The following is an 18,876-nucleotide window of genomic DNA, read 5'->3' on the forward strand; positions in this document are numbered from 1 at the left end:
TAAATTCCGCTAAAATCATGATTTCTTGATATGCCGGAATTTAGTCTTGCAAGAACTTTTAGGAACAGGGGTTTACTTTTGCAAACTGGAAGTCAGTTTTCCAATTCAGCTTATATTTTTTATATGTTATTATTATAGCGAAATATACGTACTTTTGTACAGTATAAGGAAACTTTTCTTTAAATTAGTTTCTTTATAATAAACTTTATTTATTTGCACTTAATTTTATTTCCGTTAAAATAGAAACGAACTATAAATTTTGATGGGGGAACTTAATGAATTATGAAAGAAAAAAAGAGTAGCTTTTCCGGCTCTGTCGGTTTCGTTCTGGCTGCTGCCGGAAGTGCTGTTGGTGTTGGAAATATCTGGCGTTTTCCATATCTCTGCGCCAAAGACGGGGGCGGGCTTTTTCTGCTGGTCTATCTGGTGCTGGTACTGACTTTTGGTTTTGTACTTCTTACAACTGATGTGGCGATTGGCCGTAAAACAAAGAAAAATGCATTGCAGGCTTTTGGCGACCTGCATCCGAAATGGAACTTTATCGGTAAACTGACATTCCTGGTCCCCACACTGATCATGACTTATTACTCAGTAATCGGAGGGTGGATTGCCAAATACCTTTTTATCTATATTGTCTCAGATGGAAAAGATGCCGCAACAGATGGATATTTTACTTCCTTTATCACCTCAGACATTGCACCGATCGTATTTATGCTGATCTTCCTTGCGCTGACTGCATGGATTGTTTTCCGTGGTGTAGAAAAAGGTATCGAGAAATTTTCCAGGATCATTATGCCCGGTCTGATCCTTCTTATCCTTATTATTGCTATTTTCTCTCTGACTCTGTCTTATAAAGATGCAGATGGCACTGTTCGTACAGGACTTCAGGGACTGGGCGTATACATTAAGCCGGATTTCAGCGGTCTGACTGTGAAGCGTTTCCTGGAAATTCTTCTGGATGCCATGAGCCAGTTGTTTTTCTCACTGAGCGTTTCCATGGGAATTATGATCACTTATGGTTCCTATGTAAAAGATGATGTAGATCTGAACAAAGCCACCAATCAGATTGAAATTTTTGACACAGGTGTTGCCTTCCTGGCAGGGATGATGATCATTCCGGCAGTGTTTGTATTCCTTGGCACAGATGGTATGGCTTCCGGTCCAAGCCTTATCTTTATTTCTCTTCCGAGAGTTTTTGAGGCAATGGGACCGATTGGAAGACCCGTTGCAGTTGCATTTTTTATCATGATGGGATTTGCAGCACTGACTTCCTGTGTATCTGTTATGGAAACTCTGGTTGCAAACTGTATGGAACTCTTCCATAAATCTCGTAAAGAAATGTGCGGTATGGTTGGAATTTATTCACTGATCACAGCAGTATTGATCTGTCTCGGTTACAATAAACTGTATTTCGAGCTGAAACTTCCGAACGGCTCTGTGGGACAGCTTCTGGATGTAATGGATTATATCAGCAACAGTTTCCTGATGCCGTTTATTTCCCTGCTGACAAGTATCCTGATCGGATGGGTTATCGGCCCTGACTGGATCGTTGGCGAAGTAGAACGAAACGGCGAACATTTTAAACGTAAACAATTATATCGCTTCATGATTCGCTATGTAGTACCTGTAATCATGTTAGTTCTCTTCCTGGTTTCTGCTGGATTTGGAAATCTGTTTTCGTAAATATAATTTATACCCAAAAGCTGCCTGGTCATTTTGCCAGGCAGCTTTTGGGGTTTCTATTCATTTTTTTTAGTTGGTGATAAAGCACAGATGCCATAACTATCAGTCCCATGTATCCCATTATTGGATATAATGTTCCTACCAGTGATGAGAACGGCAGGAATCCAGGCACCATCGCACATATACTGACTGCGGAGATAATACCAATCTTCTTTTTGGGATCGTCTGTAGTTACTCTTGAGGTAATTCCATATAAAGCACTGATTGCAACTGTAAATATTGCTGCCACTAAGACAACCGCATATATTACTCCAAGTGGTTTCCATATATTTCCCGCCAGTTCAACCATAGGAATTTCACTTGTTCCAACCACCTGATAATTTCTCAACAATGCTCCATTTATAAACAGTAAGCACACACCTAATGCCACAGCCCCCGCCGTAATACCAGCATTGCGAATCTTCTTATCATCTTCTACATTGCCTATTGAAATAAGAATTGGACTGTTAGACATTACACAGTAGGAGCAGTAAACAAGTACAGATATCCATATATTGGGAGCTGATGTAGTAATGCCGGCTCCCTTTATTGCCACATCAGCTACTGCAAAATCTGTCGTTCCCGTAAAAAAAGCAATACTGGCAACTAAAATGGAAAAGGCAACAATTATTGGTCCTAAAAAGCCACCAATCTTCAATGTAATTGCAAATCCAAAAGATACTGCCAGAACACTTGCGACTGCAATAATAACTCTGCCTATATATTGATTAATTCCGAAATACTGAAAAAGTGTTGTTCCTCCACCTGAAATCATAACGGAAAATCCAATGAACATAAAGAAAAGAAACGCTGCCTCAAAAAATTTTCCTACATATTTTCCACAGAGATACTTCATAACGGGTCCATGTGTATTTGTATGCAGTTCATTTCCATATTCTGCAAATTTTATCCCAATCCAGATAAAAATAATCATTGCAGCAACTATTGCAAACATACTAACAGCTCCATAATTTGTATAAAACTGCATTACTTCCTGACCCGAAGCAAACCCCGCTCCTACAACTGCCCCAAAATAAGACCCGCCATAAGAAAGTATTTTCCCTGCCGTACCTTGTTTTTTTCTTTCCATAATATTATTTTCCTACCTTCCCCTTATAAACATAATTTACTACTGTTCACAGGTAATATCTTGTTACTGTTCACTCCGTTCGCAGTAACTTGGTCAAAATGCATTCCAAATCACCTTCGGTGATGGCATTTTGCCCCGTATGTCTCGGGATTTTGCCATATTCATGGCAAAACACCTCGCGGAATATTACCTGTGAACAGTAACAATATCTTCATTAATTCATTATATTCTCTTCTTTTCGGGTTGTAAAATGAATATTTAAGTATTAATATATAACCATATAGTTATTATTCGAAAGGAAAACATCTTATGAATAATCTTGACCTTGAAGCTTTTTTATCTGTTGTCAAATATGGAAATCTTACGCGCGCCGCTGAATCTCTTTTCATTTCTCAGCCAGCTCTTACCAAACGTCTTCTTGCTCTTGAAAAAGAACTTGGCTGTCAGTTGATTGTCCGCGGTAAAGGTCATAAAAATATTTCCCTGACAGATAGTGGTGAGTCTCTCATCAGCATTGCATATCAATATAAATCTCTTGACAACGAATTACAAACCTTAAAATTTAAAAACACCCGAAAAACTTTTACGATCTGTTCATCGGATGGTCCTCATATGTATATTTTTCCCAAAACATATAAAGATTTTATTAATCAATATCCCGAAATCTCATTAAAGCTTGTTACTGCTGATTATCCCCAATGCTTTGATGCTATTCAACATCAACACGCTGATCTTGCTTTTACGGGAGCTGATTATTACTACAAAAATATTGTTTCCATCCCCATGTACAGCGAACCAATGTATTTTATCTGCCGTTCAGACAGCAACTACCCTGACTCTGTATCTCCTGATTTGCTGAAAGCATGCAATGCAATTTATTCTCCTTATTCATCTGATTTCACTAAATGGTGGGATTACTGGTTTCGTAAAGATTCAAAACCTTTTATTGAAGCTCATCTTATAGCACAGGTTGAGGATTTTATGTTATCATTTAATAAAGATATATGGACAATTGTACCTGCTTCTGTAAAAAATAAATTTACTAAAAATCCTTTTCTTTCTACACGAAAACTGATGTCTCCACCACCCGAACGAATTATTTATCTGGTAAAACTTATTTCAGAAGATAATGTTCTTACCAGTTCTTTTCAGTCAATAATGAGAGAGAATCTTTCCAGAATTAAGGGCATCAACCTTCTTCTGTAAAAAAATCCTTTGTATCCTCTGTAGAGGCGATTGTTTCCAGGTCTTTTGTAAAATTTTGCCTGTATATTCATAAGTATGTAAAATTTCTCCACCAAACTCATAATAATATTGTTTTCTGATTCCACATTGCCAGAGTATCTGTCAATGGGCTGGTCTTTACTACAAAGAAACAAACAAAAATTCCCTGGTTCAGTGCCAGAAATGCGACTATAATGCCTGATTTTTATGTTAATATATTTATTTAAGGACTTCATTCATGCTTCCTGTGCGATACCCCTGAAGATCCACAGTCACATAGGAAAAGCCAATTTCTTTGAACTTTTTCCAAATCTTCTTCCTGTTTTCTTCTTCAGTGACATGCGCAATATCATCAGGCAATACTTCAATTCTTGCCATTTCTCCATGAATTCTTACACGAAACTGCCGGAAGCCCAGCTCCATGAGAAACTGTTCTGCTTTTTCAACCATGCGGAGTTTTTCCTCCGTAATGATCTCTCCATATGGAAATCTTGATGCAAGACATGCAAATGATGGTTTATTCCATGTCGGAAGGTTTAATTCTTTTGACAGTTCACGGATTTCTGCTTTATAAAGTTCCACCTCCTGGAGAGGACTTCTTACCTTCAGTTCACGGATTGCGCGCATTCCCGGACGATAATCTCCATTGTCATCCATATTTGATCCTTCTGCAACTGTTTCGATACCATTTTTACGTGCGGCATCCCATACTTTATTGAAAATAGCCCTCTTGCAAATATAGCATCGTTCCGGAGGATTTTCACGGAATCCCTCTATTTCGAATTCGTTTATTTTCAGGACTTCCTGATGAATTCCATTTGCCTGACAGAAATCTTCTGTCTCCTTAAGTTCACGCTCTGTAAAGGAACAGGGGCATGCGGTCACAGCTATTGCTTTATCCCCCAGTGCTTCTCTGGCTGCTTTCAGAAGAAATGTGGAATCAACGCCTCCCGAAAATGCCACAGCAACACTTCCCATATCCTTCAGATTGTTGATAAGTTTCTCGTATTTTTTCATAATAAAAAAACTCCCGTTTTATTTATTTTGTTTTGCAGAATCTGTAAACGGTCTGCGCAACTTTCTGCATATCAAGCGGTTTGGACAGATGCTCATTCATTCCGGCCTCTCTGCTCCGTCTGATATCATCCAAAAAAGCATTAGCGGTCATTGCCACGATTGGAATTGTTTTTGCATCCGGTCTGTTCAGATTACGGATTTCTCTGGCTGATTCCAGGCCATCCATAACAGGCATCATGATATCCAGCATGATCATATTAAATTCACCTGGTTCAGACTGTCTGAAAATATCAAGAGCTTCTTTACCGTTCCAGGCTTTTGTGACAACTGCTCCATTATCTGTCAGCATAAATTCTGCAATTTCCATATTCAGATGATTATCTTCTGCCAGAAGGACTTTCAGCCCGCTGAGGTCTTCTGAAACAGAGTCCAGCTCATCTGATGGATTATTTACTATCGGGCTGCTGTCGATCTCAAATGGAATCACAACTGTAAATGTCGATCCCTCATCAGGTTCACTTTCTACGGTAATACTGCCGCCCATTTTTTCAATAAGCTCTCTGACAATTGCCATTCCAAGACCGGTCCCCCCGTATTCTGTTCTTGCTGAATCCAGCTTCTCCTGAGTAAACGGCTTAAATAATTCATGCTCAACAAACTCATGTCTCATTCCGATTCCTGTATCCACAATCCGAAATTCAAACACCGCATTCTGGCTGTCACTGGAAAGTTCCCTTACATATGTGTCAATCGTGCCGGAAAGTTTGTTATATTTCATTGCATTGTTAAACAGATTCAGAAGAATCTGACGCAGATGAAGTGGGCTGCCTACCAGTCTGGTATGTTTCAGTTCATACTCATGTGAAGTATAGGTAATACCAGTCTGGGCAATCTGTGCATCATTGAGTGCCTGAGTTACTTTCAGCACGCTGTCAAGCCCAAACGATACATGCTCCAGTTCTACTTTACCTGCCTCAAGTTTACTCATATCCAGGACATCATTTATCAGTGCCAGAAGATGTTCGGCTGATATATGTATCTTTTCGAGACAGTCATCTACTTTCTGATGATCTTCTCTGTTTTTACTGATGATCTGAAGCATTCCCATCACACCATTAATCGGTGTACGGATATCGTGACTCATTCTGCTGAGGAAATCTGTCTTGGCTCTGTTTGCTGTCTCTGCTTCCTCAAAAGCGGCTTTCAGGCGATCCATTTCTTTCTGTTCACGCTGATGAAGATCTGTGGTGTTTTTCAGAAGTACCATTCCATAGATAACTTTTTTCTCCTGATCGCTGTCTCTGTCATAAATAATATTTTCAGACATGAGGACTGTTTTCTGCACCCATCGATATGTATTATCTGCATTCTGCTCCTTATATTCCACAGTGATCTGTTTATCGCCCATTTCAAAACGCCTGAGAAGTTTCGTCGACGTATCCACAATACGGTAACTTTCCTGAGTTTCTTTTGTAACCTGTTCTACCCTTCTCCTGCAATATTCGTCATAAGAACACGGAAGTTCCAGTCCAAGCTGACTTAAAGAAACCTGTGGACTTTCTTCCTCTTTTCGCATAATATTCTGCTCTACTCTGTCATCCGTGATATTTACTGAATAAACTGTTGTGGCAGTCTCAAGCAGTGCGTCCACATAATTTTCATTTTCAAGAATTGACTGTTTCATCTGCTCATAAAACAGAGTCAGCTGTTGTTTGGCATCTGCGGTATCATAATCACAGTGAATATTTTCAAATGCAAGCAGGAAATGATGAAGATTTCCTTCCTCATCCTCATCTGCGAAAATCACCGTTATTCTTCCGTACGGTGCCTTAACTTTATCTGTATACTGATACTGTACTTCTGTAACCGGATTATCTTTATTTATAATGTTCTGAAGAGATTCTATCCTGAGCATTGTACTGACATTTTTTCTGTCATCTGCGATCACATATTCTTCCGTGATCTGTTCAACGGCTCCTGAATAATTGCCCTCCTTTGCAAGGAAAAAGTCCTCTGTTCTTCGTATAATACGATAGGTATCTCTTTTTGCATCACAGTACAGACAGTCTGAAAAAGATCTGCCAAGAGCATTTACTTTGCGGAGAAGTTTCTGATTCTGCGCTCTGATGACAGCAGCCTCTTCCAGTTTCATGTGGTTTTTGTTGATGTACATGTTTTTGTCCGCACCTGCAAAAAGTATCCGCATGGTGCAGTCTTCCTGTTCCTGAGAAAGAGCATATCCTGCTGCATAACTGATAGGCATGTCTGTGTGATTTTCGGAATATTTCCACACATGTGCACGGATTCTTTTAAGGATTTCCTTCATGTCTTCATCCGATACCCCATGCATTACAGCAAGAAATTCATCTCCACCTGCACGGCCGACAAAATGTTCTTCCGGCACTGCCTCCCGCAGAAGGACTGCAAAACGCCGGATATATTCATCTCCCATTTCATGACCCATGCTGTTATTAATAATACGGAGATTATTCAGGTCAAATACACAGACTCCTGTCTGAACCTGTACCAGTGAGGAGTCACTCAAAATCTCCTCGCATTTGTTTTTGTTCGGAAGTCCTGTTGCCTCATCCAGATAGACTTTTTTCTGTAAAGTTCTGTTCAGAGCCGCATAGTGGATTGCCTTGATAATCTCAACCACTGTAAGAATGATCAGACACAAAACATCCAATACGATCATACTTTCAAATTGTTCCAGGGCAGTTGCCTTTTTCTGAGAATATACCTCTGCATATCCAACTGCCTCGTCACAGATTTCAAAAAATTTCTCACTTTTGGAGATGATCTCTGTGCTTTTATATCCCTCCTGACGGACAAGCATGATTTCTTTTTTCAGTTTCTGAAAATACGCATCAAGTTCCTGCATTTTTTCCTGAAATTTTTCATCATTCATCCGCACAAAATCCAGCTCATCGCTTCCGTTCCGAAGTCCATCTATATAAGATTGTATTATGTTGATTTTTTTATCATGTGGCTCTCCTGCAATCTCCATTTTTATCAGTCTCTGGGTTTCACCTCTGACAAGACCTGCATAGTTTACGACTCGTGCAGTTCCCTGAATTCCAGATACAACATGCATCACCATAAAAATCAATATAACAAGTATGACTGTAAAAACTGCAAGTCCTCCCTGTATCAGCCGGGAACTTTTGCTGCTTTTCTTCCCCATATCTGTTTCCTCTGCTATTATTACGTATTTATAACCAGAAAAAAGAGTACTGTCTGCTGTGACAATACCCTGTTTCCTGTTTTTATAAATGATAGCATGAGAACCTGCAAAAATCAAACTCAGATTCACTTCTCACATTTTTATTTAAAATTTGTGTTTACCAATCACATTTTTACCGCCACCTTTTGTTGCATGATGGAGGTGCCAGTTATTGCGGCAGCCTGGTTCATAAGTTACGTTTTCCTCACCTGTTCCGAATACGTTTGCTTTCTCAAATTCTGCTTTGTCCCTCCCCAATAAATATAAAAATCTTCCTGTCCCCAGAAAAATTCCTGTCTTATTGTCATTATATATCATGTTTCAGGTTACCAAAACTAATGATATCTATGAGCGAAGCTCAAACTCCATATACACCGGATCATGGTCGGAATAGGAATATCCGGTATTAATGTCTTCATAGGAAAGACATTCTACATTATCAGAAATGATAAATCCATCCAACGTCACTGTATATGTCTCACCTGGTACATATTCCATATCCGCATTACGGGCACTGTCCCAGAAATCAGCCTTTTCTTCTTCTGTCAGCTGGTCAATGCAGAATCCGAAATGATCCGGAAGTTTTTCCCGTGGGAAAGGGTACGCCCAGGATTCTCTGTCCTCCGAATCATCTTCTGAAGCTTTCAGATCGTGATTAAAGTCACCGCCGCAGATTACATAATTTCCTGCTTCGTATTCTTTCTCCATATCTGCTGCCAGCATGCTGATCTGACCTTCCCTGATCGCATCACTGTTGCCATATGCAGACATATGTAATTCAAAGATCACCAGTTCTTTGCCATTATCTACCGGAACTCTGGAAATACTGTAGCATCTGTCCAGATCAAAAAATTTCGTAAATGACGTAGATACCGGAAAACTTCTGCGGAGCGAATCTGTCACCGGGTATTTCGAAAACAATGCAAGTCCTGATTTACTGCTGCCATGAGGCTGTGTAAAAGGATAAAACAGGAATGCTGAATCATAATTCTGTGCAAAGACAGACTCATATGCCGGTATCGTATCTTTCAGAAGCGAATATTCATTCACATGGTAACTTCTTGTTGAATCAAGGTCCACTTCCTGAAGAAGCGCAAAATCAGGTTCTCTGGATGCCACCAGTTCCCCGGCTCCCTTTATGGCTTCCTGAACGCTTTCTTTGCTTTTTGCCCAGGACGACTTACCACCATCCATAAAGAAGCTGAAATCTGGTGTGTACGCCCCAAATCCCACATTATACGTCAGGGCTGAATATTTTTCCCCTGTGGTCAGTTCATCTGCAGACTTTCCTTCATCTGACACAGTTTCCACTGTAAGTTCCTGATTGTCCGGTATTCTGTGGTAACTAGCATAAAGATAAACGATATACGCTGCCAGTGCGATCAGAATTACTCCGACCACGATACCGATGACTTTGAAGATTTTCTTTACTGTACTTTTCATAGTTCACCTTTTCTCTCTGAGGTATTTTAAAGATATTTATACAATATCATATACTCGGGAACTATGCCAGATTATCTCTGAATTTAAATGGCTTATGTTACTGTTCACAGCAACCGATTTATTTAAAATGCAGTGTCTTATGATATTTTGCGTTTTTGTCCAAAAGGTCACTCCATTTCTGTCCTTCCGGCTTATTTTCATTATTGTTATAATTCTCTTCGCCTTTCAGTTCGTCCATATACTGAATATAATCCAGAATATAAATATCAACAGTGGAAATATCTCTGTCCTGAATTGCAAAATTGTCACAGTCTCCATTAGACTCATTATATGGAAGTTTGTTTCCATTGGCATCCAGCGCCACCAGGAAGCAGTCTGCATCAGAACCGTCCTTATAAAGGTCATTTACCGTCAGTTCATATGGAGTGCGGATCACAGATTTCAGACCGATTCCGTTATCATTGGTTTCATTGATCTCCATCACTTCTGTCTGTGAATCGTCTACTGTAACCGGAATATCGAAGCTCCAGTTTCCATTAAACACATAATATCCGGCATCTTCTGAAGACTCCTCATTTGAATTCACCAGAGATTCATAATCTGCTCTCAATCCTCGAAGCTGTTCAATATCCAGATGCAGGTTAAATGTATCCGGAATATCAACATCTTTGATATAAGACTGCAGTGCCCCTCCTCTTGCCGAAACTTCATCAACAAACTGGCTGAGCAGTTCATAACCTTCATCTGTCTCATCATTCAACTGGTCTTCTGTGACACCCATTTCGTCCAGCACCTGCTGTGTCATTTCATCATATTTCTGATTATATTCTGTATAATCTTTCGCCTGCATAGCCAGATCAATTCTCAGGATACAAGCATATGTGTGATCGTCCAGGAAACTTCCTTCCGGATTACTGAACAGAAAATCATCCTGATCCTCCCCAAGGAAATCCAGTGTCTGTTTACCCTGCATTTCGATTGCAGGATCACCATCCTGTTTTATTAAAGTATCCGGAAATGGTTCATCACTCTTAAACTGCATGGTCAGATAAATTGCTTGGCTGTTTGCAAAAACTTCTGAGCATGTGATCGTAAGACCATTTTCTGTTTTTGTGTAAGCTGTGTCTGTTTTTTCTGTTGATGCAGTATTCGATGTATTTTTTTCTTCTGTAGTGTTCTTTCCTTCTGCTGCAGTGTCTGCTTCATTTGCTTCCTCTGTATTTTCCAGTGTTGTGGCATGATCTGCAAAATTTCCAAAGAAACTTACATTATCCTGCAGCGTTTCAAACAACCCTCCCACAACTGGAATGTTTTTTGCCATAACAGGATCTGTCACACAAATCACAAATCCCAGTGCCAGAACTGCTGCCAGACCTCCTGCGATTCTGCCTCCGATTTTCATCCAGTGCAGAGAATCTTTTGGTGCTTTTTTCTGAACTGCAGTATCATTTTCTATATGTCTGTATGCCTGGTTTATCCGCTCATAGACAATCACCGGTATTTCCGCATCTTTCTGAAGTTTTTCCTGAAAATCTTTTTCGTTATCATTAAATGTCATCATTATGCACGTCCCTCCCTGACCTTAAACCGATACATCTCCGCAACCTGTTTTCGCCCACGCTGCAAACGCGATTTTACGGTACTTTCCTTCATATTCAGGATATCGCTGATCTCTCTGGTATTAAAACCTTCCATATAGTACAGAAGAATTATCAGGCGATACTTGTTATCCAACGGTTCAAGAACCTGCGCCCATTCTGCTGTTGAATAATCCTCTTCATAAAAAGGAGTTTCCGGCATCTGATCTGTATATGTGACCAGTTTCTTTCTTTTGAGAATATCCTTGCATTTATTAATAAATATCCGGAGCATCCAGGTTTTGAAATAATTATTTTTCCTAAGTCCCGGAAGATTCTCATAACAGGAAAGTATGGTATCCTGAATGGCATCTGCCACATCTTCATCATTTTTGAGATAAGATATGGCAATTTTGTACATACACTATACATGCATATCCATCAGCCTGCAAAAAGCATCTTTATCACCCTTTTTTGCTTTTCGTATCAAAAATTCATTCATCATAATCTCCATTCTCCTGCTTCAGACCGGTCTTCAGGAAATGTTGTGTGAAAGCTTTGTTTATGTGCTTCTGTTTATTAGACGAGCCAAAGACTCAGTTGGATGCATTTTAATGCAAAAAATCTCCCGGGACAATGTGTTCCGGGAGTTGGTAACTATCAGTTACAGTTATGCTTTTTTCTTTATACCGCACTGTATTGCCTGTGTAGGACATGCTTTTTTGCACCTGCCACATCGGATACATTCTGTACTGTTGCAGTTTTCCACAGGATTGACTTCCATCTGACAGACTTTTGCACATTTTCCGCAATTAATGCACTTTTCTCTGTCTATCCTGTAACGAAAAACAGAAACGCAATTAAATATAGAATAAAATGCCCCCAACGGACAGATATATTTACAAAATGGGCGATAAATTATAATGGCAAGGATAATCGTTACCACAAGAATTGTATTTTTCCATATGTACAGCCAGCCTACCGCGCTTCGCATGGATTTATTCAACAATACCAGAGGTATACCACCTTCCAGTGTCCCCACCGGACAGATTAGTTTACAAAAATATGGAGCCCCCTGACCCATAATATCTACTACAAACATCGGGAGCAAAATTACAAATACCAGAAAAATAACATATTTCAGCTTACGAAGAAGCTTATCACCCCGAAAACTTCTGATTTTTTTCGGAAAAGGGATTTTATTCAGCAAATCCTGGATCAGTCCAAACGGACAAAGAAAGCCGCATACCAATCTTCCCAGCAGAGCTCCGATAAGAATCAGAAATCCCACTATATAATATGCCATTTTGAAATTCCAGCTTCCAATTACTGCCTGAAGCGATCCGATCGGACATGCCCCTGTAGCCCCGGGACATGAATAACAGTTCAGTCCCGGAACACATACATTTTTCAATTTTCCAGTATAAATCTTACCAGTCACAAATCCAGATACATGACTGTTGGTCAAGGCCGCCCACAATGCCTGAATGCCATGCCGGGGCCACTCATTTATTTTTATCTTCTTATTATCCAATTCCGATACACTCCATACAGATATTGATTGCTTTTGTAAATACAACAGATACCTCGCCCCGGTAAATTCCTAAAATCATCAATGCAATTCCCAGAACAGCCAGCACAGGTCCCGTCCATTTTGATTCTACTATTTTCTGAATCATTTTTTATTCTCCATAATATGCAGACTCTTATTTTGATACATTTTTCAGTTCTTTTTCTACAATTTCTTTCCATTCATCCAGACTGTGGCTTCCTGTATATGTATCTCCTACAATATTTCCATTTTTATCGACAAAAAATGTTTCGGGGAATGCATTAATCCCTTTCAGACGTCCGTTCAGCATAGTAGAATCCGGAATCAGGAACGGATATTCGGCTTTTGTTTTTTCCTGAAGAATGCCTGCTTTCTTTACTGTGTCTTCATCCGGATTACCATTTTCATCTGCAGCATCAAGAACCACACCTGCAACTCCGACACCTTTTTCTTTCATTTCCTCATAAAGCTTCTGAAGCTCAGGAATTTCCTGAACACATGGTGAACACCAGGTTGTAAATATATTTACCAGAGTCAGGTCATAATCGCTGAATACTTCTTCTGTATAAGTTTTTCCATCTATTCCTGTTGTTTCAAATTTTCCTACAGATGTCACATCGTCAGAATTAACAGATGCATCCTGCGGCTGATCAAATACGGAAGTGTTCTGATATGGTGTCATTTCTGTAATAGTTGTTTTAATCTCTTCTAATTCTTTTGTCAGTTTTTCATCTGCTTCTTTATTTGTACTTAAATAGTATTTATATTTTCCGTCACTGCTGCTTCCCAGTTCTTTGTGTTCTGTACAGCCTGTGATCTCATCCAGTTTTTTCTGCGAATCTTCATCATAAATTCCAAGTGTTCCGATTCTGGAAAGACTTGCTACCCATTCTTCATATCCGGTTCCCATTTTATCTACTTCTGCATTTTTCTGTTCTTCTGTCATTTCTCCCCAGCTCACATATGCATAGGTTACTGCACCGGTCTGATTTGTTTCATCTTCCGTAGTGATCATTGCGATACTCTGATCTTCAATCTGTTTCAGCAATTCTTTTGGAAGTGAAAATTTCAGTCCAAGGAAAGGATATTCATAAGAATCCTGGGCCTGGCAGGTTACTTCTGAAGGTTTGAATGTACCTGATATCAGATCTGAGGAAATTGCCTCTCCGTCCACTGCCATTGCATCTCCATCCACTGCCATCGCTTCTCCATCATCTGCCATCGCTTCTCCATCATCTGCGGTTTCCGTGTTTTCTTCCGCCATTACCGGCATACTTCCTAATGTGGAAATTCCTAATACCGCTACTGTCATTAATGCTGCTATCTTCTGAGTTCTGAATTTCATAATATATATTCTCCCTTCTGATATTATCAGATTATACCCTGCATCTTCATCTGCATTGTATTCAGCCTCTGACTTCTGTAATCATATTATATCATCATACTTATAAAATCTCTGTTAAGAAATTAAAAATTTACGGGAATTTTATACTGCATGTGATATGATGGATAACAGAATTATAAAATCAACAGTTAATTTCTGTTTTCAGAAAAATTGTTTTAAGGAGGTTGACTATGCATATATTAATAATAGAAGACGAAATCCAGCTCTGTCGTTCTATTGCAGAAGGACTCCGCATGGATGGATATGAAGCAGACACATGTTTCGACGGGAATGAAGGGCTTGAATTATGTATGACCGAAAATTATGATCTTATTCTTCTGGATCTGAATCTTCCTGGTATAGACGGCCTGGAACTGCTGAAGCAATTTCGTAAAACCAACACTTCCACTCCCGTCCTTATTCTTTCTGCCAGAGGACAGATTCAGGACAAAGTTGAGGGACTTGATCTTGGTGCCAACGACTATCTCACAAAACCTTTTCATTTTGAAGAACTGGAAGCCCGAATCCGAAGCCTGACACGAAGAAAATTTATTCAGGAAAATATATGCCTGAGCTGCGGACAGATTCACTTTGACACCCGAACAAGAAAGACCTGCATAAACAGCGAAGAACTTTTGCTTACCCGAAAGGAAACTGCTCTTTTGGAATATTTTCTACTTAACCAGAATCGCATCATCAGTCCTGAAGAAATGATTGAACATATCTGGGATGGAAGTGTCAACAGTTTCAGTAACTCCATACGAGTTCACATTTCTTCTCTGCGCAAAAAGCTGCGTTCTGCTCTGGGCTTTGATCCAATACAAAACAAAATTGGACAGGGTTATATCCTGATGGAGGAAATACAATGAAAAAATTCACAGAAAAACTTTCTCTGCAATGGCGCCTGACATTAATCATCACTTTGCTGATGACAGTTACCTGCATTCTGATGTACTTTTTTATCAGTCGTTCTGCGGTCTCCGGAATAGAGAATCTAAGTGACTATATTATTCAAATTGACCAAGCAGATTCCTCACCGATTACCTTTAATATAAATCCGTCCAGCCTGTTTCCAGGACTTTCTGATCAGGTGCAGACCACCACAGATATATTTCGCACCCAAAGTATCATTGCTACCATAATCATCATTCTTATAAGCAGTATCTGTACATATTTTATCAGTTACCATGCATTACTGCCTTTACGGAAACTCAGCCAGAAAGTAAACGAAACAGAGGTGCAAAATCTTTCAGAACCTCTAGAACTACCTGACACCAATGATGAAATTTCTCATCTGACCAGTTCATTTAACAGAATGCTTGCCCGCCTGAATGATGCGTTTACCGCCCAGAAACAGTTTTCTGCCAATGCAGCACACGAACTAAGGACGCCACTGGCTGTCATTCAGACAAACCTTGAAGTTTTTGCACGTAAAAAAAATCCTTCCTATGAAGAATATAATGAAATTTTCGGTATGCTTCAGGAACAGACCGGACGGCTTTCTCATCTGGCTGAAATTCTGCTGGATATGACTGGTATCCAGACTGTGGAACGTTCTGATGCAATCTCTCTGGCAGCACTTACAGACGAGGTTTTCTGTGATCTTGCTTCCATAGCAGACCGAAAAAGTGTTGAATTGATTCAATTGGATGGAGACTGCACTGTTACAGGCAGTTATCTACTTCTTTACAGAGCTGTATACAATATTGTAGAAAATGCAATCAAATACAATCACAGCGGAGGAAAAGTAACTGTAAATATCCGCCAGGCAAAAGAAATCCTGCCATCTTCTTCTCAATCTATTCCTACTGACTGTGCTTTTGTGGAGGTCTCCGACACTGGTATTGGTATTTCCTCTGAATATCAGGAAAAAATTTTCTCTCCTTTTTTCCGGGTAGATAAATCAAGAAGCCGTGCCATGGGCGGCGCCGGCCTTGGACTTGCACTTGTAAATGAAATTGCCATACAGCATGGAGGACTTGTTAAAGTACTTGAAAGCTGCAAAAAAGGCAGTACAATTGCGCTTATACTGCCTTTTAGTGCCCAGGTCTGAACTGATCCGGGCATTTTTATTTGTTTATATATTTTACTGCCGTTCCGTATGCAATTACTTCTGCTGCGCCCGACATTACCTGTGAAGAACCATATTTCACACCGATTACAGCATCTGCCTCCATTTCTTTTGCCTCATCAACCATACGTTTTGTAGCAATCTGACGTGCTTCATTCAGCATTTCGGTATAACCTACAATCTCTCCACCTACCAGAGTCTTCATTCCTGCCATAAAATCCCTGCCGACATTTTTTGTCTGTACAACCGTACCCTTTACAATTCCCAGTGGCTCAAACTCCACGCCTGGAATGTATTCAATACTTAGAAGCTTCATCTTCTTCTCCTCCTTCAATTTCCTTCATTCTTCCTGCAAGTGCAGCCAGTGTTCCGATAATGATCACTACCGGAATTGCAATAAGAAGCAGCAGTAATCCAAGAGGTATGGGATCCTGTGAATTTCCCCACAACATAAGCACAATGGTAAATACCATAAGCGCTACCATAACTATGGCTCCCACAATGGCTCCAGTTCTTTTTTTCCTGCGAACATCTGTCTTATTTACATTCATGAACTTCGCACCTTCTTTCTCCATCTGCTCCATTTCTTCCAGACATTCTTCCGCATTCAGAGTTTCCAGTGATCTGTGTTCCAGTATCAGTCTTTCACAGATATCCTGCATCTTAGTAATTCCTTCTTTGCGATGTTCCAGTTCTCGCAGATGCTGGTCAAGGCAGATCTGCAGACTTTTTCTGTTTTCAAAGAGAGCTCTCATTTCCTCTATGGAGATATCCATTTTACGGAATAATTTAATCTTCTGAAGTCTTGCGACATCTTCCTGATGATATTCACGATATCCGTTTTCTGCCCGTTCTACTTTCAAAAGGCCCTGTTCTTCATAAAACCGGATATTCTTTTTGGTAATACCGACCAGTTCTTCTACCTGCTTGATCTTCATATTGACTCCTCTTTCTGTGTTGCTGTCTGTCTACAGTCATACGATAAAATCTGTTTTGAATCCTCTGTATGCTCCTGAATCCACGTCTGTATCTCTGTTATAAGGCTTCCACCAGATGGAAGGTCAAGTACTTTTTCCATAAGATTCAGAAAATATCTAATATCTTTACTTCAGCTTTAATCAAGAATCCCTGAAAACTTACGATTTTCGGTTGCAGATTCCTACTCTGACTGGTAAAATCGAAACATGAGTGCTCCTCTGATTACATAGAAACTCGAAGGAGAATCCACTGGAAAAGATAATAATAAGCCACAAAAATAACCGCCCTGTCTGCAAACTATGAGGTGACCCCAAAAAGTTAGACTTTTATTGCGTAACAGATTTTGTCTGTTACGCATTTTTTATGCAGCCAAGAGGCTAAGCCTGTATTGAACAGGACTCATCCATCCTAGTTTCTCTTTAATTCTTTGCTCATTATAATATTTTATATATCGTTCTATTTCAGATTTCAATTCTTCAAAACTATAATATACAACACCATAGTAGATTTCTTGCTTGAGTAACCCAAAGAAATTCTCCATGACCGAATTATCATGGCAATTCCCTTTTCTCGACATACTTTGAAAGATACGTTCCTCTTTTAATCGTCGTGAATAGGCTTTCATTTGATAAGCCCATCCTTGATCTGAATGAAACGTTCTTCGATATGGACAATCAGATGTTATTTTGATTGCCTTTTCTAAAGCTACCAGTACATTTTCAGCAGAAGGATGCTTATCAATCCCAAAACTTAGTATTTCTCCATTGCACATATCCATAAATGAATCGAGATATAATTTGTGCATTGTCATGTGCCCCTTAGAATCCACCTCATAGTATTTAAATTCTGTTGTATCTGTTGTGATTTTCTGACGAGGTATATGCGTGTTAAATCGTCTACGAATTCTGTTAGGTGCTATAGTTCCTACCTTTCCCTTGTAAGAACTATATTTACGGCTCTTTCGTGTAAATGAAGTGACCTGCAGACCAAGCTTCTGCATAATTCTTTGAACCTTTTTCTTGTTAACAACAATGTTTTGGTTTCGAAGTTCTCCCAGTATACGACGGTAGCCATAGTCCTTATGAGATTTCCTAATTTCAAGAATTCTTTCTTCGAGTTCCTTGTCAGGATTTTCTCTATCAAATCTTTTTTGCCAGTACATATATGTTGCTTTAGACATGCCTGTGTATGAGAGAAGGTCTTTTAATTTGAATTGTCTTCGGAGACTACTGATGATTCGAGCCGTTCTCTCATTTTGGCGTCGTCCTCTAAACGCAGTCTCCTCAGTTCTTTTAAAAAGGCATTTTCTATTCTTAGCTTAAGAAGTTCATCTTCTAATTCTTTCACATGTTCAGCACTTGTATTAGGAGTATTCTCTTTAACATTCTGAGAAATTTTGTTGCAAACAGAATTATCCAAAGTTTTTTTCCGACCTTTCTTCCGAGGCCTTAACCCGTCGGGGCCAGCTACTCTGAATGCTTTAAAGTGAACCCATTTGTCAAGACATTTTTTTAAAAAAATTAAGTTGGATTTCGGAAGGGATACTCCCATCCTTTTCTCCCTTGTTTACCCACTAAGTGTGGATATATGAG

18 protein-coding genes are annotated in these 18,876 nt (G+C 39.6%); 4 read left to right on the top strand and 14 right to left on the bottom strand.

Features of this window, described 5'->3' with window-relative positions:
- Positions 1-282 precede the first annotated feature (282 nt).
- Positions 283-1,683, top strand: coding sequence for a sodium-dependent transporter (locus tag ACTNB8_RS14605; RefSeq protein ID WP_441055857.1), 1,401 nt, complete (start codon positions 283-285; stop codon positions 1,681-1,683).
- Positions 1,684-1,711: 28 nt separating this feature from the next.
- Here the strand turns inward: ACTNB8_RS14605 and ACTNB8_RS14610 are convergent, their stop codons facing one another.
- The gene (locus tag ACTNB8_RS14610; protein ID WP_441055858.1) at positions 1,712-2,812 is read right to left on the bottom strand and encodes a YkvI family membrane protein; all 1,101 of its coding nucleotides are present in this window, start codon (positions 2,810-2,812) and stop codon (positions 1,712-1,714) included.
- Positions 2,813-3,121: 309 nt separating this feature from the next.
- Here ACTNB8_RS14610 and ACTNB8_RS14615 point away from each other — a divergent pair, with 309 nt between their 5' ends.
- Positions 3,122-4,018, top strand: a complete 897-nt coding sequence (locus tag ACTNB8_RS14615) for a LysR family transcriptional regulator (protein WP_441055860.1) — start codon at positions 3,122-3,124, stop codon at positions 4,016-4,018.
- 237 nt (positions 4,019-4,255) lie between these two features.
- Here the strand turns inward: ACTNB8_RS14615 and larE are convergent, their stop codons facing one another.
- The 9 genes from larE to ACTNB8_RS14660 all read right to left on the bottom strand — a co-directional run bounded on the left by larE (position 4,256) and on the right by ACTNB8_RS14660 (position 14,196).
- Positions 4,256-5,053 carry an ATP-dependent sacrificial sulfur transferase LarE gene (gene larE / locus ACTNB8_RS14620; RefSeq protein WP_441055862.1) on the bottom strand — a complete coding sequence of 266 codons (798 nt, stop codon included), beginning with the start codon at positions 5,051-5,053 and terminating at the stop codon, positions 4,256-4,258.
- Positions 5,054-5,075: 22 nt separating this feature from the next.
- The gene (locus ACTNB8_RS14625; protein ID WP_441055864.1) at positions 5,076-8,240 is read right to left on the bottom strand and encodes an ATP-binding protein; all 3,165 of its coding nucleotides are present in this window, start codon (positions 8,238-8,240) and stop codon (positions 5,076-5,078) included.
- Positions 8,241-8,384: 144 nt separating this feature from the next.
- Positions 8,385-8,537, bottom strand: coding sequence for a hypothetical protein (locus ACTNB8_RS14630; protein ID WP_441055866.1), 153 nt, complete (start codon positions 8,535-8,537; stop codon positions 8,385-8,387).
- Between the two features lie 87 nt (positions 8,538-8,624).
- Entirely contained in the window at positions 8,625-9,722 is a 1,098-nt protein-coding gene (locus ACTNB8_RS14635; protein WP_441055868.1) for an endonuclease/exonuclease/phosphatase family protein, read from the bottom strand.
- Positions 9,723-9,840: 118 nt separating this feature from the next.
- Positions 9,841-11,283 (bottom strand): DUF4179 domain-containing protein, encoded by a 1,443-nt coding sequence (locus tag ACTNB8_RS14640; protein WP_441055870.1) that lies wholly within the window; start codon positions 11,281-11,283, stop codon positions 9,841-9,843.
- Entirely contained in the window at positions 11,283-11,720 is a 438-nt protein-coding gene (locus ACTNB8_RS14645) for an RNA polymerase sigma factor (RefSeq protein ID WP_441055872.1), read from the bottom strand. The genes ACTNB8_RS14640 and ACTNB8_RS14645 overlap by 1 nt, the downstream gene beginning before the upstream one ends.
- Positions 11,721-11,969: 249 nt before the next feature.
- Positions 11,970-12,833, bottom strand: a complete 864-nt coding sequence (locus ACTNB8_RS14650; RefSeq protein WP_441055874.1) for a 4Fe-4S binding protein — start codon at positions 12,831-12,833, stop codon at positions 11,970-11,972.
- Entirely contained in the window at positions 12,826-12,978 is a 153-nt protein-coding gene (locus tag ACTNB8_RS14655; RefSeq protein ID WP_296158494.1) for a CD1871A family CXXC motif-containing protein, read from the bottom strand. The genes ACTNB8_RS14650 and ACTNB8_RS14655 overlap by 8 nt, the downstream gene beginning before the upstream one ends.
- 27 nt (positions 12,979-13,005) lie before the next feature.
- The gene (locus ACTNB8_RS14660; protein WP_441055876.1) at positions 13,006-14,196 is read right to left on the bottom strand and encodes a TlpA family protein disulfide reductase; all 1,191 of its coding nucleotides are present in this window, start codon (positions 14,194-14,196) and stop codon (positions 13,006-13,008) included.
- A gap of 230 nt (positions 14,197-14,426) precedes the next feature.
- Between ACTNB8_RS14660 and ACTNB8_RS14665 the strand changes: the two genes are divergently transcribed.
- Both ACTNB8_RS14665 and ACTNB8_RS14670 read left to right on the top strand, forming a co-directional pair.
- Positions 14,427-15,104 carry a response regulator transcription factor gene (locus ACTNB8_RS14665; RefSeq protein ID WP_441055878.1) on the top strand — a complete coding sequence of 226 codons (678 nt, stop codon included), beginning with the start codon at positions 14,427-14,429 and terminating at the stop codon, positions 15,102-15,104.
- Entirely contained in the window at positions 15,101-16,288 is a 1,188-nt protein-coding gene (locus ACTNB8_RS14670) for a sensor histidine kinase (RefSeq protein ID WP_441055880.1), read from the top strand. The genes ACTNB8_RS14665 and ACTNB8_RS14670 overlap by 4 nt, the downstream gene beginning before the upstream one ends.
- A gap of 16 nt (positions 16,289-16,304) precedes the next feature.
- On the opposite strand, the gene ACTNB8_RS14675 is transcribed toward ACTNB8_RS14670, so the two are convergent.
- The 4 genes from ACTNB8_RS14675 to ACTNB8_RS14690 form a co-directional block, all read right to left on the bottom strand.
- Positions 16,305-16,622, bottom strand: a complete 318-nt coding sequence (locus tag ACTNB8_RS14675; protein ID WP_441055882.1) for a YbjQ family protein — start codon at positions 16,620-16,622, stop codon at positions 16,305-16,307.
- Positions 16,603-17,244, bottom strand: coding sequence for a MerR family transcriptional regulator (locus ACTNB8_RS14680; RefSeq protein WP_441055884.1), 642 nt, complete (start codon positions 17,242-17,244; stop codon positions 16,603-16,605). The genes ACTNB8_RS14675 and ACTNB8_RS14680 overlap by 20 nt, the downstream gene beginning before the upstream one ends.
- 401 nt (positions 17,245-17,645) lie before the next feature.
- The gene (locus tag ACTNB8_RS14685; RefSeq protein WP_441055888.1) at positions 17,646-18,521 is read right to left on the bottom strand and encodes an IS3 family transposase; all 876 of its coding nucleotides are present in this window, start codon (positions 18,519-18,521) and stop codon (positions 17,646-17,648) included.
- A complete protein-coding gene (locus tag ACTNB8_RS14690) occupies positions 18,488-18,835 on the bottom strand; it encodes a hypothetical protein (RefSeq protein ID WP_441055886.1) in 348 nt (115 codons plus the stop codon). The genes ACTNB8_RS14685 and ACTNB8_RS14690 overlap by 34 nt, the downstream gene beginning before the upstream one ends.
- Positions 18,836-18,876 lie beyond the last annotated feature (41 nt).

Source organism: Blautia sp. HCP28S3_G10, from assembly GCF_052065235.1.
Lineage (GTDB): Bacteria > Bacillota > Clostridia > Lachnospirales > Lachnospiraceae > Blautia_A.

What these genes read in the sequence shown, in the direction of transcription:
- ACTNB8_RS14605 (WP_441055857.1), top strand. Translation starts at nt 283, where the DNA reads ATGAAAGAAAAAAAGAGTAGCTTTTCCGGCTCTGTCGGTTTCGTTCTG.
- ACTNB8_RS14610 (WP_441055858.1), bottom strand. Translation starts at nt 2,812, where the DNA reads ATGGAAAGAAAAAAACAAGGTACGGCAGGGAAAATACTTTCTTATGGC.
- ACTNB8_RS14615 (WP_441055860.1), top strand. Translation starts at nt 3,122, where the DNA reads ATGAATAATCTTGACCTTGAAGCTTTTTTATCTGTTGTCAAATATGGA.
- larE (WP_441055862.1), bottom strand. Translation starts at nt 5,053, where the DNA reads ATGAAAAAATACGAGAAACTTATCAACAATCTGAAGGATATGGGAAGT.
- ACTNB8_RS14625 (WP_441055864.1), bottom strand. Translation starts at nt 8,240, where the DNA reads ATGGGGAAGAAAAGCAGCAAAAGTTCCCGGCTGATACAGGGAGGACTT.
- ACTNB8_RS14635 (WP_441055868.1), bottom strand. Translation starts at nt 9,722, where the DNA reads ATGAAAAGTACAGTAAAGAAAATCTTCAAAGTCATCGGTATCGTGGTC.
- ACTNB8_RS14640 (WP_441055870.1), bottom strand. Translation starts at nt 11,283, where the DNA reads ATGATGACATTTAATGATAACGAAAAAGATTTTCAGGAAAAACTTCAG.
- ACTNB8_RS14645 (WP_441055872.1), bottom strand. Translation starts at nt 11,720, where the DNA reads ATGTACAAAATTGCCATATCTTATCTCAAAAATGATGAAGATGTGGCA.
- ACTNB8_RS14655 (WP_296158494.1), bottom strand. Translation starts at nt 12,978, where the DNA reads ATGATTCAGAAAATAGTAGAATCAAAATGGACGGGACCTGTGCTGGCT.
- ACTNB8_RS14660 (WP_441055876.1), bottom strand. Translation starts at nt 14,196, where the DNA reads ATGAAATTCAGAACTCAGAAGATAGCAGCATTAATGACAGTAGCGGTA.
- ACTNB8_RS14665 (WP_441055878.1), top strand. Translation starts at nt 14,427, where the DNA reads ATGCATATATTAATAATAGAAGACGAAATCCAGCTCTGTCGTTCTATT.
- ACTNB8_RS14670 (WP_441055880.1), top strand. Translation starts at nt 15,101, where the DNA reads ATGAAAAAATTCACAGAAAAACTTTCTCTGCAATGGCGCCTGACATTA.
- ACTNB8_RS14675 (WP_441055882.1), bottom strand. Translation starts at nt 16,622, where the DNA reads ATGAAGCTTCTAAGTATTGAATACATTCCAGGCGTGGAGTTTGAGCCA.
- ACTNB8_RS14680 (WP_441055884.1), bottom strand. Translation starts at nt 17,244, where the DNA reads ATGAAGATCAAGCAGGTAGAAGAACTGGTCGGTATTACCAAAAAGAAT.
- ACTNB8_RS14690 (WP_441055886.1), bottom strand. Translation starts at nt 18,835, where the DNA reads ATGGGAGTATCCCTTCCGAAATCCAACTTAATTTTTTTAAAAAAATGT.